This window comes from Mesorhizobium sp. M0983 (assembly GCF_040318975.1).
Classification (GTDB): domain Bacteria; phylum Pseudomonadota; class Alphaproteobacteria; order Rhizobiales; family Rhizobiaceae; genus Mesorhizobium.
Window position 1 is genome coordinate 149525 of sequence record NZ_JAMYNH010000012.1, and the last position, 16577, is coordinate 166101.

Annotated in this window: 11 protein-coding genes; 4 read left to right on the top strand and 7 right to left on the bottom strand. The window is 62.9% G+C overall.

The features are described 5' to 3' along the window. Positions 1 to 49: 49 nt before the first annotated feature. From NKH71_RS21875 to NKH71_RS21885, 3 genes are all read right to left on the bottom strand, one after another. The gene (locus NKH71_RS21875; RefSeq protein ID WP_352895327.1) at positions 50 to 3724 is read right to left on the bottom strand and encodes an SPOR domain-containing protein; all 3675 of its coding nucleotides are present in this window, start codon (positions 3722 to 3724) and stop codon (positions 50 to 52) included. A gap of 103 nt (positions 3725 to 3827) precedes the next feature. Continuing rightward, positions 3828 to 5585 (bottom strand): arginine--tRNA ligase, encoded by a 1758-nt coding sequence (gene argS / locus NKH71_RS21880; protein ID WP_352895328.1) that lies wholly within the window; start codon positions 5583 to 5585, stop codon positions 3828 to 3830. Between the two features lie 61 nt (positions 5586 to 5646). Continuing rightward, complete coding sequence (locus tag NKH71_RS21885) at positions 5647 to 6861, bottom strand: deoxyguanosinetriphosphate triphosphohydrolase (RefSeq protein ID WP_352495390.1); 1215 nt, start codon at positions 6859 to 6861, stop codon at positions 5647 to 5649. Between the two features lie 73 nt (positions 6862 to 6934). On the opposite strand from NKH71_RS21885, the gene erpA reads away from it, so the two are divergent. The 4 genes from erpA (at position 6935) to NKH71_RS21905 (ending at position 8891) form a co-directional block, all read left to right on the top strand. Continuing rightward, a complete protein-coding gene (gene erpA / locus NKH71_RS21890) occupies positions 6935 to 7282 on the top strand; it encodes an iron-sulfur cluster insertion protein ErpA (protein ID WP_352467016.1) in 348 nt (115 codons plus the stop codon). A gap of 2 nt (positions 7283 to 7284) precedes the next feature. Continuing rightward, entirely contained in the window at positions 7285 to 7674 is a 390-nt protein-coding gene (locus tag NKH71_RS21895) for a VOC family protein (protein ID WP_352495391.1), read from the top strand. Between the two features lie 30 nt (positions 7675 to 7704). Next, positions 7705 to 8499, top strand: coding sequence for an exodeoxyribonuclease III (gene xth / locus NKH71_RS21900; RefSeq protein WP_023720052.1), 795 nt, complete (start codon positions 7705 to 7707; stop codon positions 8497 to 8499). 95 nt (positions 8500 to 8594) lie between these two features. Beyond that, complete coding sequence (locus NKH71_RS21905) at positions 8595 to 8891, top strand: hypothetical protein (RefSeq protein ID WP_502900409.1); 297 nt, start codon at positions 8595 to 8597, stop codon at positions 8889 to 8891. Positions 8892 to 8915: 24 nt separating this feature from the next. Here the strand turns inward: NKH71_RS21905 and NKH71_RS21910 are convergent, their stop codons facing one another. The 4 genes from NKH71_RS21910 to NKH71_RS21925 form a co-directional block, all read right to left on the bottom strand. Further along, on the bottom strand, positions 8916 to 9752 hold the full coding sequence (locus NKH71_RS21910; protein WP_023678939.1) for a tetratricopeptide repeat protein: 837 nt from the start codon (positions 9750 to 9752) through the stop codon (positions 8916 to 8918). Then, positions 9739 to 11463: a dihydroxy-acid dehydratase gene (ilvD, locus tag NKH71_RS21915; RefSeq protein WP_352495392.1), complete on the bottom strand. Its 1725-nt coding sequence runs from the start codon at positions 11461 to 11463 to the stop codon at positions 9739 to 9741. The genes NKH71_RS21910 and ilvD overlap by 14 nt, the downstream gene beginning before the upstream one ends. A gap of 278 nt (positions 11464 to 11741) precedes the next feature. After that, positions 11742 to 12962, bottom strand: coding sequence for an OmpP1/FadL family transporter (locus tag NKH71_RS21920; protein ID WP_352482115.1), 1221 nt, complete (start codon positions 12960 to 12962; stop codon positions 11742 to 11744). A 402-nt stretch (positions 12963 to 13364) separates the two neighbouring features. Then, complete coding sequence (locus NKH71_RS21925) at positions 13365 to 16148, bottom strand: valine--tRNA ligase (RefSeq protein ID WP_352857558.1); 2784 nt, start codon at positions 16146 to 16148, stop codon at positions 13365 to 13367. Positions 16149 to 16577 lie beyond the last annotated feature (429 nt).

Sequence of the window (16577 nt, forward strand, 5' to 3'; positions counted from 1 at the left end):
GCAAAAAAGCCGGCGCGAGCGCCGGCTTTTCGAGAGGTTTTTGGTGCCGCTAGTGGGACACGAAGCAATTGCCGCCGGCAGCCTTGTAGCTGGTGCACAGTTTGATCGCCTCGTTGCGCGACTGCGCTGGAACGCGGACGCGGTAGAAGGTGCCCTTGCCGGCAATTTCGGCCTTGACGATGTTGGCGGTGCGGCCGGAAAGCACGCTGCCGTAGCGGCGCTGCAGATCCTGATAAGTCGACTGGGCGCTTTCGACTGTCGGCTGCGAAGCGATCTGTATCGACCACGAACCAGCGCCGGCCGCGGCCGGATCGATGGAAGCAACCTGATCGGGCTTGACTTCGCCGACTACGTCGACCGGCTGGTCGGACGGACGCTGCGGCGCCACTGGGACCGTGGCCGGGGTGTTGGCGGACTGCTTGCTGGCTGAGGGCTGGGCCTTGGCTTCGGCCTTGGTGTCGGGCTTGGGCGCCGGCTGCAGCTTGGTGGTTTCGGCCTGATCGCCACTCGCCTGATCGCCACTCGGCTGGTCACCAATCTTCTGATCGCCAATCTTCGGATCACTTGTCATCTGCTCGATCAGGGGCACGGTGCCAGTCTGCGCGGCGGCGTCGGCCTGGGCCGACGGAGCCACGTGCTGCGGCGCCGGATCTGCCGGCTCGGCAGCAGCCATCTGCGGGGCGGCAGGCGCCGGATCCTCGCGCGCCACCAGCGAGCCGTCAGGTTTCACGACCATGGTCCGTACCTTGCGCGGCGCAACGGCGACGATCTCGGGGTTGGCACCCTTCTCGGCCTCCTGCAGAACCTGCGCGATGCGATCCTCGGACTTGGGCGCCGGTGCGGCGGCAGTTTCGGTACCGCCAGCGGCATTGGCGCCAAGCGCATCGGTGTCAGGCGCATTGGTATCAGGCGCGTTGATACCAGAGGCGTTGGTGTCGGACGCCACTGTGCCGGGCGCGTCGAGATCGTCCGCGGCGTCGGGGTCATTGGGCGAAAGATCGACGACGCGGCTCTCCGGTTCGTTGGCTTTCAGGTCCACAGGCTCTTCGGTGTTGGTGACCAGCTTCTGCTGAACGGGCTCGGCGGGCTTGGCGCCCTTGACCACAGCGTCATAGACCTTGTTGTCCTGGTTCGGCACGACGGCGCCGCCTGGATTTTCCGGCTTGATCTTGATCGGCCTGTTGTCGGCCTTGACGATAACCGGCGCATCGCCGTCGCTCTTGCCGCCGAGGGTCAACGCAAAGGCGCCAAGGCCTCCGGCGATCGCCACCGCGCCGACTATCGCTCCTATCAGCAGCCCGCGCCTGCGCGGCCGCCTTTCGGCCTCGCGTTCGGCGAGGCCCGGGACCGACATCTCGTCGTCCAGTTCGGGATCGTAGTCGAGCTCATCGAAGGTGAAATCGTCGGCTTGCGAAACCGGCTGGCCACCGGGCAATGGGCCCAGATCGAAACCGTCCGCTGCATCGGCATAGGAAGCGGCCGCCGCGCTGACGGGGGCTTCCGCAGGCTTGGCGCCATAGGGGCGCGTCTCGCCACGATCTTGCTTATAACCAGACGCAAAGCCCGCATCGTATTCATCGTCATAGCCAGCACTGCGCACCGGGGCAGGCGCTATATCCGTGGCATTCATTTCGGTGAGAAGGCTGGCAAAATCGGCATCAAGATCGTCGTAGGCGGGCGCCACCGGCTCGTCATCGTCGAAGTTGAGCTCCGGAATGTCGAGATCGTCCGCCAGCGCCACGACGCGCTCGGGCACGTCGACCGTCTCGACATCGGGCATCTCGTCATACGCGGAAGGCTGTTGATGCGAGGTTGGTGCAGCTTCCGTGTAGGCGGGCCGATCTTCATAGGACGGCCTCTCTTCACGGGATGCCTGGCCTTCATAGGACGGCGCCTCTTCGACCGGTGCGGCCCGATAGGACGGCGCCGCAGCCGGCTGCGGCGGTGGTGCCGGACGCGCCGAAGCCACCGGCTGGCCTGCAAAAGCGGGCTGAGGCTGTGCGACCGGCGTCACGCGGCTCCACGAGCGGGCCGGCTCGGGCGGCGTGGCGCGTGTCGTCAGCCAGTTCAGCGCATCGAGCGGATCTTCTTCGGAAGCAGCTGCGGCACTCTTGTCGGCCGAGTCATGATCCAGGCCGATATTCCTGGCGAAATCGGCATCGAGCGCATCATTGTCCAAATCATCCGCAGGTCCGGCAGCGGCTTCAGCGCCGAAATCCTCGCCTTCAAGCTCATCCAAGAGGACACTGCCAAGATCGGCGTCATCGGCGGCACTGGACTGCTGCGGCTCAGCGGGCTCGTGCTCGTCGAGTTCCCAATCCAGCTCGTCGACAGGATGCACCGGTTCGTTGGTGACGTCTTCAGCCGCCACCATGGGCTGTTCAGCGGCCACTGCTGGCTCCTGAATTGCGGGCGCCACGGGCTGCTGAGCAGCAGCCATCACAGGCTTCTGGGCAGGCTGCTGGCTTGTCTGAGGTTCGTTGGCCGCTTGTGCCGGCCGTGTGCTCATCGCCCCCAGCAGCGCGTTCAGCTCGTCTTCCAGGCTGCGTTCCTCAGCCACTGGGGCCGTCGGGGCGACAGCGGCGGCCGGCGGCACGGGTTCGGCCGCAACGACCTGCGCCACGGGCTCTTCGACGTCTTCGGCAAGCGCATCGTCGAGGCTCAGATCGAAATGGTCGTCGAACGCCGCTTCAGCAGCCGTGCCGGAAAGCCGGGCGGCCTCTGGTTCTTCGATTTCGGCAGGCTCGTTCGGGCGAACGTCTAAGTCCATGTCGACATCGGCCATGGCATCATCGAAATGGCCGGCAAAATTCTCATCGTCCGAAACCGCCTCAACCGGCGATGCCGGGGCGGCGACGGTTTCCGCCGGCTCATGCTCGTCGAACATCAGCTCGTCTTCGAGCGAGCTTGCAGCGGCATCGTCGAACTCGTCATCGAACGCAGGCTCGGCGGCTTGCGCCGCGGTTTCAACGGCGACGGCCTGCTCCATCGGCTCATGTTCTTCGAGCATCAGCTCGTCTTCGAGCGAGCTGGCCACGGCGTTGTCGAACTCATTGTCGAAGGCAGGCTCGTCGTCGAAGGCAGGCTCGTCGACCGGCGCGTATGCATCGGCTGCGGCCCTGGGTCCGTCCTCGCCCGTCGCCCCGATCTTACCCGTCACATCGTCGTCGAGCCGAAAATCCTGGTCGACAGGGCCGGCAAGTTCGTGGTCACTCGACAGGTCGTCCTCGAACGGCGACACGTCTTCGAGCGAGCCGGCGACGGCATTATCGAACTCGTCGTCGAACTCCGGCTCGACAGCGGGAGCGAACGACCTTTCGGGGCCGGAGGCAATTTCGTCGGCGGCAACAGGAGCGGCCGCAACAGGAGCAGCATCATCCACCGCACTGTCGTCGAACGCGAAATCCTGTTCGAACGAGGCGGCAAGCGCGTCCTCCATCTCATCCGTGCTAGCCGGTTCGGGTGCCGGCTCGCGAAACTCGACAAGGGAAGCATTGTCATTGGCGTCGGTGCCGAACTCGCCCATCAACTCCTTCTCGAGATCGATGTCGAAATCGCCCTCGCCCACCGGCGGCTCGACGGCAGCGGTTTTCGGCTGGGCCGGGGTTTGCGGTTTGACCGGCTGGCGCGGGTCGAACCCCATGATCCTGGTCAGTTCCGCGAACGGATCATCGTTGGCGATGTCGTTGTGGTCGGCTGCTCTCAGCTGGGTTCTGTCTGCCATTATTGTTCCCGAACTCGCACTCATTCGGACGCCATGGACGTCGCGTAGGGTTGGCCCTTACCAGCGCAATGTGGGCAAAAGGTGACAGGTTTTTTACTCAAACCTAACGCATTTCGGTGGGCGCATTGGCTCCGATCAGCGTCAGGCCGGACGTCAAAACGTCCGAAACAGCCTGCACCAGCCCTAGTCTGGCATGCGTCAATTGTCGGTCGTTAACCTTAACAAAACGTAAGTCGGGATTATCGGTGCCCCGGTTCCAGTGTCCGTGGAAGCTGGAAGCAAGTTCGTAGAGGTAAAATGCCAGCCGGTGGGGCTCAAGCGCGAGCGCCGCGGCTTCGATCAGCCGCGGATATTCGGCAAGCTTCCTGATCAGGCCGATCTCACCCCCGTCGGTCAGCAAAGCCACTTCGGCGGCCAGCTGGTTGCGGTCGAACATGGCCTCGCCCAATTGCTCGCTTGCCTGCCGGAACACCGAATGGCAGCGCGCCGAGGCATACTGCACGTAGAACACGGGATTGTCCTTCGACTGCTCGGTCACCTTGGCGAAGTCGAAATCGAGCGGCGCGTCGTTCTTGCGGTAGAGCATCATGAAGCGGATCGGGTCGCGGCCGACCTCCTCGACCACTTCACGCAAGGTCACGAACTCGCCCGACCGCTTCGACATGCGCACCGGCTCGCCGGCGCGAAACAGTCTCACTAGTTGGCAAAGCAGCACGGTAAGCTTGACCTCGTCGCCGGCAATCGCCCGGGCAAGCGCTTCCAGCCGTTTCACATAGCCGCCATGATCGGCGCCAAGCACATAGATCAGGTCGACGAAGCCGCGATCGACCTTGTCCTTGAGGTAAGCGACATCGGCAGCGAAATAGGTGAAGGTACCGTCCGACTTGACCAGCGCCCGGTCCATGTCGTCGCCGACCGCGGTCGAGCGGAACAGCGTCTGCTCGCGGTCCTCCCAGTCGTCCGGCTTCTCGCCCTTGGGCGGCGGCAGCTTGCCCTTGTAGATGTGGCCCTTCAGCGTCAGGTCGCTGATCGCCGAGCGGATCTTCTTCGCATTGTTGGCATGCAGCGTCCGCTCGGAAAAGAAGACGTCGTGATGCACGTTGAGCAGCGCCAGATCCTCGCGGATCATCGCCATCATCGCGTCGATCGTCCTGTCCTTGACGATGGCAAGTGCCTCCTCGTCCGGCATCTGCAGTAGGGAGCGGCCGAATTCGCTGGCCAACGCCTGACCAACGGGGATCAGATAGTCGCCTGGATAAAGCCCGGCCGGAATCTCGCCGATCTCATCGCCAAGCGCCTCGCGGTAGCGCAGGATGACCGAGCGTCCGAGCACGTCGATCTGCGAACCGGCATCGTTGATGACATATTCCTTGGTCACGTCGTAACCGGCGAAGGCCATCAGGTTGGCGAGCGCGTCGCCGACCACGGCACCCCGGCAATGGCCGACATGCATCGGCCCGGTCGGGTTGGCCGAGACATACTCGACATTGGTTTTCTTGCCGCCGCCGACTGTCGAGCGGCCGTAATTGCGGCCCTCGCCGAGCAGCGCCGTCAGATGTGCCTGCCAGAAGTCGTCCTTGAGCTTGAGATTGACGAAGCCCGGGCCGGCGATCTCGGCGGCCGCGATATCCTCGTCGGCGCGCAGCGCCTCGGCCAGCCTTTCGGCCAGCGCGCGCGGGTTCTGGCCGGTCGGCTTGGCCAACACCATGGCAGCGTTGGTGGCGAGATCGCCATGGCTGGCATCGCGCGGCGGCTCGACGGCGATGCGCGACAGATCCGGCGGCACGCCATCCTTGTCTTTCAAATCAAGCGCTTCGACGGCCTTTATGATTCGCGCGTTGAAATCGGCGAAGATGTTCATTGCTATGGCTCTGACGGTTTTGCAGGGATCCGGCTCGTTGGCCGGCAAAATCGCGCCCGCCCTAGCTCAAATCCGGCGTATGGTCAAACAAACGCCTGTGTTCCTTGAGTGCATAAGTGTCCGTCATGCCAGCCAGGAAATCGGCAACACTGCGCGCCTTGACGCGATCCTCCGCCCGATCGAGCCCTTCGCGCCAGCCATCCGGCATGGCGCGCGGATCGGCGAAATAGACGTCGAACAGGTCCCTGACGATCTGGTCGGCGTCGGCGCGCACCCGCATGACCTCCGCGTGCCGATAGAGATGCTTGTAGAGAAAGGCCTTCAACTCCTTTTCCGATACGGCCGTCTCGGCGGAGAAGCTCACCATCGTCTCGCCGGCCGCCCTTACCGCCTCGGCGCTGTCGGGCTTGATGCGCGCCAGATTGGCCGTCGTCGAGACGATCACGTCCTCGACCATGATAGTGATCTGCCGGCGCATCAGCTCGTGGCCGGTGCGTACGTCATCGAGCGCCGGATAGCGCTCACGCACCCCCTTGAGGATCGACCCCGGCAGCGAGAGGTCCTCCAGCATGTCCAGCGTCAGCAGCCCTGCCCTCAGCCCGTCGTCGATGTCATGGGTGTTGTAGGCGATGTCGTCGGCAATCGCCGCGCACTGCGCCTCGATACCGGCGAAGCGGTCGAGCTCGAGGTCGTGCAGTTCGGAATAGTCGCGGATCGCCTGCGGCACCGGCCCCTTCAGCCCTTTGCCCTTGGCATCGGTCAGTGGGCCATTGTGCTTGACCAGCCCCTCCAGCGTTTCCCAGGTGAGGTTCAGCCCATCGAACTCGGCATAGCGCCGCTCCAGCCGCGTCACCACGCGCAGCGATTGCGCATTGTGGTCGAAGCCGCCCCAGGCGGCCATCTTCTCGTTCAGCGCGTCCTCGCCGGTATGGCCGAAGGGTGTGTGGCCGAAGTCGTGCACCAGGGCCACCGCCTCGGCCAGGTCCTCGTCGCCGCGCAGTGCCCGCGCCAGAGCGCGTGCAATTTGCGCCACCTCGATCGAATGCGTCAGCCTTGTGCGGTAATGGTCGCCTTCGTGTGCGACGAACACTTGCGTCTTGTGCTTCAGCCGGCGGAACGCCGTCGAATGGATGATGCGGTCGCGGTCGCGCTGGAACGGCGTGCGCGTCGGGCTTTCCACCTCGTCGAACAGCCGGCCGCGCGACTTCGCCGGGTCGCTGGCATAGGCCGCGCGCGGCCGATAGCCGAATCCGATGTCGCCCAACTCGTTGGTCATAGCGTATGCCGCAGTTGACTTGCCCCGTCGCGCTTCATACCTATCATACGAAACCGAAAGCAAGGTGACGCCCATGGGCGCTGATGCCAAGACCGCCATGAAAGTCGAGATGACCGACGCCGCCGCCAAGCGGATCGCCAAGATCGTGGCGAGCGAAGCCGGCAAGACGGCCCTGCGCGTCTCGGTCGAGGGCGGCGGCTGTTCCGGCTTCTCCTACAAGTTCGATCTGGTCGATAGGCGCAATGATGACGACGTCGCCATCGAGAAGGACGGCGCAACCGTGCTGATCGACGACCTGTCGCTGGTCTATATGGGCGGCTCGGTGATCGATTTTGTCGACGATCTGATGGGCCAGTCGTTCCAGATCAGGAACCCCAATGCGGTCGCCTCCTGCGGCTGCGGCACCAGCTTCTCGATCTAGAAATGCCCGACATCGGCGCGGTCCGTCAGATCGCGCTTTCCGCCGGACGCGATCTCGACGCAACGCTGGCCTTCTGGCGCGAGGTGCTCGGCATGAGTCTGCATGCGCGTTTCGATCCTCCAGGCATCGCCTTCATCATGGCAGGTGACGTGCGCCTGCTTTTCACCGACGGCCTGCCGGCCGGCACCGTCTATCTCGACATATCGGACCTCGAAGAGTTCCACGCTTCGGCAAGGGCCGCCGGTGTTCCCTTCACCGCGCCGCCGGCGCTCGTCCATCGCGACACCGAAGGCCTGTTCGGCCAGGCGGGGGAAAGCGAGTGGATGGCCTTCCTAAAGGACCCGGCAGGCAATACGATCGGCCTTGTCGAACGTCACCCGCCGGATCGCTAGTCTCCGGACCACCAGCCTATCGAGGACGTCATGAAAATCGTCACCTGGAACATCAACGGCGTCCGCGCCCGCATCGGCAATTTGACCCATTGGCTGACGGAAAGCGCGCCCGACATCGCCTGCCTGCAGGAGATCAAGACGGTCGACGAGCAATTTCCTCGCGCCGAGATCGAGGCGCTCGGCTACAATGTCGAGACCTACGGCCAAAAAGGCTTCAACGGCGTCGCCATCCTGTCGAAGCTGCGTTTCGACGAGGTCAATCGCGGCTTGCCGGGCGACGATGCCGACGAGCAGGCGCGTTTCATCGAAGGCGTGTTCTCGACCGACAAGGGCGCCTTGCGGGTTGCCTCTATCTATCTGCCGAACGGCAACCCAATCGACGACGAGAAGAAGTTCTCCTACAAGCTTTCCTGGATGACGCGGCTGGAGCGCTGGGCCGAGGAGCGGCTTGCACTGGAAGAGCCGCTGGTCCTGGCCGGCGACTACAATGTCATTCCTGAGCCGGCCGATGCGAAATATCCGGAAAACTGGCTAAGCGACGCGCTGTTCCAGCCCGCAACGCGGCAGGCGTTCCGGCGGCTGAAGAATCTCGGCTTCACCGAAGCCGTGCGTGCCGTCACCGACGCCCCCGACGTCTTTACGTTCTGGGACTATCAGGCCGGCGCCTGGCAGAAGAACAACGGCATCCGCATCGACCACCTGCTTCTGTCGCCCGAAGCCGCCAATTGGTTTTCCTCGGCTTCGATCGAAAAACAGGTGCGCGCCTGGGAAAAACCCTCCGACCATGTGCCGGTGGCGATCGATCTGGCGCTGCGGCCGGCCTGATCGGAGCTGCTGTCCGGCGGCACATTGAGAAGTTGACCTCTTATCGCCACAAATCGCGCGCTTGATGAGAAATCATCATGGTGGCTGGGGTTCCCATGACTATCCGACTTGCACTTTGCACGTGTGCCGCGGCGCTCGCTTTTGGCGCGATGCCGGCCGTTGCCGCTCCGCTATGCCTTGCCAATGGCAAATCGTTCCAGATCGGTCAAATGGCCTGCCTGACACTTGCCGGACAAAGCCACCTCGCCCGCTGCGAGATGGTGCTCAACAACACGTCCTGGACAAAGCAGCGGGACGGCTGCCCGGAGAACACACTGGCCCCGCATCTGCAAGGCACGCCGATATCAACACCGGCGCCCGGCGGCGTGCCGGCGAAACCGACCGAGAACTGATTTAAATCGACCAATCCCGCCGGCCTACTGGTCGCCGCCACCCTTGGTCAGGATGTCGTCGGCCAGCGAAATCGCGGTGCGACGGTCGGCTTCGCCGGCGGCGGCAAACGCTTCTTCCTGCATGCCGCGGATCCATGGCTGGTCGGCGGGTGAGGCTCGTTCGAGTGCCGCGGTCATCATCGCCAGCCCGCGGACGATCTTGCCGCTTTGGAAAAGCAGGTTGCCGAGCGTCGCCTGCGCGCCCGCATGGCCCTTTTCGGCCGCCAGCTGGAACCAGCGTCCGGCCTGCTTGACGCTGGCCTTGACGCCGCCCTCGCCCTTGAGGAACATCTGGCCCATCTCGAACTGGGCGTTCGGATTGCGGTAGTTGGCGGCGGCACGCATGTAATATTCCTGGGCCGCCACCTCGTTCTCCTCGACGGGGCTGCCGGGAATGCCTTTCCTCAGATAGTCGCCAAGCGCCACCAGCGCGTCCGAAACATAGCTTTCCTCGGGCGAACCGGGCTCGACGTCCTGGTCGACGATCTCGCTGAAGAACTTGAATGCCGCGTAGTCGTCTCGCGCCACGCCATCGCCTTCGGCATACATGCGCGCAAGCTTCCAGGTGGCGCCGATCTGGCCGTTCTCGGCGGCATATTTGTAGGCTTCCGCGGCCTGCTCCTTATGGCCGTTCTTGTAAGCGGAAAAGCCGAACTGGAACACCGCCCACGGGCTCGACTGCGGCTTCACGCCGGTCTTGTCGTCGAACACCTTGTCGTCGAAGGCCATGGCCTGGCCGACGGCGCCTAAGGTCGCGCCAAACGTGGCGAGCGCAACCAGTGCCGAAAGGACAGACGACCTCAACAACTCAGATGTCCGCATAGCAGTGTGTTTCTTTGGCACCGCCCGGATGGGTGACCGCGCCGTCGCGGGCAGATCCGACCGTCTGTGCGTATTTCCAGATCGCGCCCGACTGATAGTCGGTCGTGCGCGCCTTCCATGCTTTTGCCCTCGCCGCCAGTTCGGCTTTGGACAATGCAACCTCGATCGTGCCGTTCACCGCATCGATCGAGATCAAGTCGCCGTCTTTCAGAAGCCCGATCGGGCCACCGACGGCCGCTTCCGGCCCGACATGGCCGATGCAGAAACCGCGCGTCGCGCCAGAAAAACGCCCGTCGGTGATGAGCGCCACCTTGCCGCCCATGCCCTGGCCGTAGAGAGCCGCCGTCGTCGACAGCATTTCGCGCATGCCCGGGCCGCCGCGCGGACCCTCGTAACGGATGACGAGAACCTCGCCTTCGCTATAGTTACGGCGCGTAACCGCCTCGAAACATTCCTCTTCCGAATCGAAGCAGCGCGCCGGACCCGAGAATTTGAGTTCCGCCATGCCTGCGACCTTCACGATCGCGCCTTCGGGGGCAAGGTTACCCTTCAAGCCCACGACCCCGCCGGTCTGGGTAATCGGCTTGTTGGCGGGACGGACCACATCCTGGCTGTCATTCCAGGAAACATGTTCCATATTTTCGGCCAAAGTGCGGCCGGTCACCGTCAGGCAATCGCCATGAAGATAGCCATGGTCGAGCAGCGTCTTCATCAAGAGCGGAATGCCGCCGGCCTCGAACATGTCCTTGGCGACGTATTTGCCGCCCGGCTTGAGGTCGGCGATGTAGGGTGTCTTTTCGAATATCCTGGCCACGTCGAAAAGGTCGAACTTTATCCCGGCTTCGTGCGCGATCGCCGGCAGATGCAGCGCCGCGTTGGTCGAGCCGCCGGTGGCCGAGACCACGGTCGCGGCATTTTCCAACGCTTTCATAGTAACGATGCCGCGAGGGCGGATGTTCCTTGCGATCAACTCCATGATCTTTTCGCCGGAAGCGAAATTGAAGCGGTCGCGCATCTCGTAGGGTGCCGGCGCGCCGCAGGAATAGGGCAGCGCCAGGCCGATCGCCTCAGCGACGGTGGCCATGGTGTTGGCGGTGAACTGGGCGCCGCAGGAGCCGGCCGACGGACACGCGGCTTGCTCGATTTCTAGCAGTTCGGCGTCGCCGATGGTGCCGACCGAATGCTGGCCGACCGCCTCGAATACGTCCTGCACGGTGATCTGCCGGCCACGGTAGCTGCCGGGCAGGATCGAGCCGCCATAGATGAAGATCGACGGCACGTTGAGGCGCACCATAGCCATCATCATGCCGGGCAGCGACTTGTCGCAACCGGCCAGGCCGACCAGCGCATCGTAGCAATGGCCGCGCATGGTAAGCTCGACTGAATCGGCGATGACCTCGCGTGACACCAGCGACGACTTCATGCCCTGGTGGCCCATGGCGATGCCGTCGGTGACGGTGATGGTGCAGAATTCGCGCGGCGTGCCTTTGGCGGCCGCCACGCCCTTCTTGACCACTTGCGCCTGGCGCATCAGTGAGATGTTGCAAGGTGCGGCCTCGTTCCAGCAGCTGGCGACACCAACCAGCGGCTGCGCGATCTCGGCCGCCGACAGCCCCATCGCATAGAGGTAGGAGCGATGCGGCGCCCGCTCGGGACCAACGGTCACGTGACGGCTTGGCAGCTTGGCCTTGGAGATCGCTCTGGCGTCCATACTCGTCCTTGCCGCGGGCGGTGCGGCCTGTCTCTTCGCCTAGCCTTTTGGCGCGTGTCCCGAGACAAGTTCGAGGTGCGCCGGGTTTATGGCGGGAAATGGGCAATGTTCCCAGGCGGCCGGGTGGCGCGAGGGTTGTTCAGAAACTGTTGCCGAAACGTCACAATTATCGGAGCGAACATCATGGGGGCAATTGTTGCGCTGGCCGAATGACGGATGACGCACCGAACGAAACGACCGGGCAGTGCCCGGCCGTTTTGTCGTTTAAAAATTTGTAGTTAGAACTTGATCTTGACGGAAGCCGAACCGGCGAGAAGCAGGTCGTTGCCGTAGGTATAGGTGACGGCATTTGCCACGTCGCCGACACCGCTGAAAGTCGATGACCCGCTCGTCAGCACACCGATCGAGCCGCCGAGCCTGACCTCGACCTGGTCGTTCGGCGAATAGGAGACGCCGCTGGCCACGGCCCAGGTATCCGACTGATAGCCGGAGGTCGTCGAGGTGCCGCGATCCCAGGTCAGCGAAACCACGCCCGACAATTGGTCGGTGAACTTGTGACCGATACCGCCCGTGATCGTCCAGCCGTCGCGATAAAGCAGGTCGAATGAAACGGGCGAGGGAGCACCGGTTACCGGACTGCGCACGCCATTGATGGCAATGACGCCAAGCTTGCTCCACTCCTGCCAGCGGATGGAACCAAAGGCCAGCCAGCCAGGAGCTATACCGCTCTGCAGCTTGAATTCCAGAGCCTGAGGTATCTCGGCCGACGCCGAGACTGGGTACACGCCGGTAGAGCCAGGAACCAGATCCGCTGGAAAGGCGCCCCTGAAGCCGGTCGTGTCGACCGTTCCCGACAGCCCGTCATATTTATAGCTGGAAGAGTACATCAGGCTGGCGCGCAGAGCGATCTCGGGGATCTCATAGGCTGCGCCCGCACGCCAACCCCATGCCTCGTCGGACAGCTTGAAGACGCCGAGGCCGGTATTGCCGAAGGCGAGCAGTGTCTGGCGGGACAGAAACGCGTCGACCTGCTGGTAGGAGACACCGCCAATGAATCGTATGGCGCCCTTGCCGACGTTCACCTTGTAAGAGCAGGTGAGACCGAAATCGTCTGTGTCCACGGAGTATTTGACCGCTGTCGGCGAATAGGCGTTGTTCATGCCGAAATTTGCGTCCGCACCATACGGTCTGGTATAGGTGGCAAGACAGTCTACGGGCTCAAAGATGTTGGCCTTGATGCCGACATGCGGCACCGCATAGTCGCCACCAACATCCACCGCCGACGTCGACAGCCCCGAGCCGTCCAGACGCTGCACATTTTTGAGCGTGCGTTGGGGCGAAACATAGGTGACGCCTGCATCGAACGAATATGGCGCCGCGTCGAACAGCTGGTCGATGTTGACGCCGCCCCGGTCAAAGCCTCCGGAGTGCGCCGTCCCGACCAAAGCCAGCGAAAAGGCCGCTGCGCCCAGCAGCGCTTTCAGACGCGAATAACACATGAATCTCCTCCCCGAATGTCATTCCATCAAGCTAGAACCAATTCAGGTTAATGGCGCAACAACGAATTCGCCGTGCGTACATGTACACCCTGGCCGAACGCATTTCCGACAAGGTGTCGGCCTTCTCGACAAGGCGGGAAAATGGCTGGCTCGGTACAAATCAATGAGAAAAATCGGGAAAATCGCCTAAATCACGACAAAACTGGGCATTTCGCGTGCGCAGCCACCCATTGTTACATTATGGCAACAATGGGGCAAAAACATTCAGTTTGCCTCAAGATTTACGCTGCGGAATGCCTGTTTTCGTGGCACGAAGCCCATCTGGAAAGCAGATTCGTGACCCGGCGAATCTGCTCGATCAGCCGGCCCAATTTGCTCTATCAGCCGGCCCAATTTGTTCGATCAGCCGGCATCGCGCACCCGCGTCAATGCCACCGAAAGCTTCTCTTGCGCCTCGCGATATTCGGCGAGTTTTTCGCGCTCGGCCTCCACCACCTCGTCCGGTGCGTTGGCGACGAATTTCTCGTTGGACAGCTTCTTGTAAAGCCGCGCAATTTCCTCGGTCACCTTGGCAAGTTCCTTCTGCAGGCGCGCTGCCTCGGCTGTAACGTCGATCAGGCTGCCGAGCGGCAGGCAGATGGTCGCCTCGTTGACGACGATCTGGGCGGAGCCCTTGGGCGCCGCATCGACCAGCGAGATGTCGCCGACCCGCGCCAGCCGCTTGATGGCCGATGCCTGGCGCTCAAGCCTTTGGTGGGTCGTTTCATTGGCACCGATCACCATCAGGGGCGCGATCGCTGCCGGCGGCACGTTCATTTCCGAACGCACCGAGCGGATGCCGGAGACGAGATCGACCAGCCAGTTGATATCGGCGGCGGCCTCCTCGTCCTCGAAGTCGGGCGACGGCCAAGCCGCATGACAAAGCAGCGACGGCCGTTGCCTGCCTTCGCCGGCGGTTTCGGCCCACAGTTCCTCGGTCATGAACGGCATCATCGGATGCAGCAGCTTGTAGATCTCGTCCAGCACGAAGGCGACGCATGCCCTGCTCTCGGCCTTGGCGGCCTCGTCGGTGCCCATGAACACCGGCTTCAGCAGTTCCAGGTACCAGTCGCAGAACTGGTTCCAGACGAACCGGTAGGCAGCACCCGCCGCCTCGTTGAAGCGGTACGAGGTGATGCCGTCGGTTATGTCGCGCGCGGCTCGCGTCAGCTCCGTCAGGATCCAGCGGTTGACCGCCAGCTTGGCGTCCTGCAGCCAGAAATCGTCGTCGCGCGCCACTTCGTTCATCTCGGCGAAGCGCGTCGCGTTCCACAGCTTGGTGCCGAAATTGCGATAGCCGGCAATGCGGGCCGGATCGAGCTTAACGTCGCGCCCTTGCGCTGCCATCACCGTCAAGGTGAAGCGCAGCGCATCGGCGCCATATTCGTCGATGAGGTCGAGCGGATCGATGACGTTGCCTTTCGACTTCGACATCTTCTGTCCATTCTTGTCGCGAACCAGCGCATGCACATAAACGGTATGAAACGGCTCCTGGTCCATGAAATGCAGGCCCATCATCATCATGCGGGCGACCCAGAAGAAGATGATGTCGAAACCGGTGACCAGCACGTCGGTCGGGTAATAGGTCTCCAGCTCCGGCGTCTGGTCCGGCCAGCCGAGCGTCGAGAACGGCCACAGCGCCGACGAGAACCATGTGTCGAGCACGTCCTCGTCGCGGGTCAGGATCTCGCCAGGCTGGAAATTCTCGAGTTTGTCCTCGACCCAGGCCTTCCACGGCCCTTCCAGCGCCAGATAATATTCGACGGCGGCACCGAGCGCTTCTTCCTCGGTCTTTTCGACAAAGACATGCCCGTCCGGCCCGTACCAGGCAGGGATCTGGTGGCCCCACCAGAGCTGGCGCGAAATGCACCAGGGCTGGATGTTCTCCATCCAGTCGAAATAGGTCTTTTCCCAGTTTTTGGGCACGAAATTGGTGCGGCCCTCGCGCACCGAGGCGATCGCCGGCTTGGCCAGTTCCGCCGCATTGACATACCACTGGTCGGTCAGAAACGGCTCGATCGGCACGCCGCCGCGGTCGCCGTGCGGCACCGCATGGCGATGCGGCTCGACCTTTTCGAGAAAGCCGCCCGCCTCCATCAGCTCGACGATCTTCTTGCGCGCATCGAAACGGTCCAGGCCATCGAGGCCGTCCCAGACGGCCTGGCGCTCCGGCGTCACTTCCAGTCCGGCCAGAAAGTCCTCATTGTCCTTGAGGCTCACCGCCGCATTGACGGTGAGGATGTTGACCGCCGGCAGCCGGTGGCGCTTGCCGACCTCGAAATCGTTGAAGTCATGCGCCGGTGTGATCTTGACCGCACCGCTGCCTTTTTCGGGATCGGAATACTCGTCCGCCACCACCGGGATCTTGCGGCCGACGATCGGCAGGATGAGGTTCTTGCCGACGAGATGCCGGAAACGCTCGTCGTCGGGGTGGACTGCGACAGCCGTATCGCCCAGCATCGTCTCGGGGCGGGTCGTCGCAACGGTGATGAAGGTCTTCGGATTTTCCGGATCGAAGGTCATGCCTTCGATCGGATAGCGGAAGTGCCAGAGGTTGCCGTTGACCTCCTGCTGCTCGACCTCGAGATCCGAGATGGCGGTCAACAGCTTCGGGTCCCAGTTCACAAGGCGCTTGTCCTTGTAGATCAGCCCTTCCTTGTAGAGCGTCACGAACACTTCGAGCACTGCCTTCGACAGGCCCTCGTCCATGGTGAAGCGCTCGCGGCTCCAGTCGGCCGAGGCCCCGAGCCGCTTCAGCTGGTTGAGGATGGCGCCACCGGACTCGGCCTTCCACTCCCACACCTTGTCGATGAACTCATCGCGCGTCAGGTCGCGGCGATGGATCTGCTTTTCCATCAGCTGGCGCTCGACCACCATCTGCGTGGCGATGCCGGCATGATCCATGCCCGGCTGCCACAAGACGTTCTTGCCGCGCATGCGCTCGAAGCGCACCAGAATGTCCTGCAGCGTGTTGTTGAGCGCATGGCCCATATGCAGCGAGCCGGTGACGTTCGGCGGCGGGATGACGATGGTGAAGGCTTCAGCCCCCTCCTCGGCGCCGGCACCGGCCCGAAACGCGTCGGCCTCTTCCCATATCCTGGCAATCTTCGGCTCGACGGCTTTGGCGTCGTAGGTCTTTTCGAGCATGGGAAAACGGTCCGCGCTGTCCGGAATTTGTGGTCCGGTGTAAATCGGAAGGTTGTTGCCAAGTCAACCGCAAGGGCGGCATGGCCAAATAGATAGCGCTGGGATGGTTAGGTGCAACTCGCGGAAGTGATCGTTGCAAGGCAATCGCTTCAGGTTGCACTGCCCCTCATTGCCCTGCCTTGCAGCATTGGTGGTTGGCGAAAGCCAAAGCGTCATCCGATCTCCCTTCTTGCGGGGGAGATGTCCGGCAGGACAGAGGGGGGTGGGAAGGATCGCCACCTTCGACGTCTGTCTTCCCCAATCTCGGAAATTCAATTGCCTGCAGGGATAGTGTCCTGAAGGTTCTGCAAAAAGTTTTGGAGAGAGAACGGCGCTTGCTCTGAAGGGCGAGCGGCCATGGCACGGTGGTGACGTTGCAATCACCGATTC

Excerpts from the sequence above, each read along its gene's own strand:
- NKH71_RS21875 (WP_352895327.1), bottom strand. The coding sequence starts at position 3,724 with ATGGCAGACAGAACCCAGCTGAGAGCAGCCGACCACAACGACATCGCC.
- argS (WP_352895328.1), bottom strand. The coding sequence starts at position 5,585 with ATGAACATCTTCGCCGATTTCAACGCGCGAATCATAAAGGCCGTCGAA.
- NKH71_RS21885 (WP_352495390.1), bottom strand. The coding sequence starts at position 6,861 with ATGACCAACGAGTTGGGCGACATCGGATTCGGCTATCGGCCGCGCGCG.
- erpA (WP_352467016.1), top strand. The coding sequence starts at position 6,935 with ATGGGCGCTGATGCCAAGACCGCCATGAAAGTCGAGATGACCGACGCC.
- NKH71_RS21895 (WP_352495391.1), top strand. The coding sequence starts at position 7,285 with ATGCCCGACATCGGCGCGGTCCGTCAGATCGCGCTTTCCGCCGGACGC.
- xth (WP_023720052.1), top strand. The coding sequence starts at position 7,705 with ATGAAAATCGTCACCTGGAACATCAACGGCGTCCGCGCCCGCATCGGC.
- NKH71_RS21905 (WP_502900409.1), top strand. The coding sequence starts at position 8,595 with ATGACTATCCGACTTGCACTTTGCACGTGTGCCGCGGCGCTCGCTTTT.
- NKH71_RS21910 (WP_023678939.1), bottom strand. The coding sequence starts at position 9,752 with ATGCGGACATCTGAGTTGTTGAGGTCGTCTGTCCTTTCGGCACTGGTT.
- ilvD (WP_352495392.1), bottom strand. The coding sequence starts at position 11,463 with ATGGACGCCAGAGCGATCTCCAAGGCCAAGCTGCCAAGCCGTCACGTG.
- NKH71_RS21920 (WP_352482115.1), bottom strand. The coding sequence starts at position 12,962 with ATGTGTTATTCGCGTCTGAAAGCGCTGCTGGGCGCAGCGGCCTTTTCG.
- NKH71_RS21925 (WP_352857558.1), bottom strand. The coding sequence starts at position 16,148 with ATGCTCGAAAAGACCTACGACGCCAAAGCCGTCGAGCCGAAGATTGCC.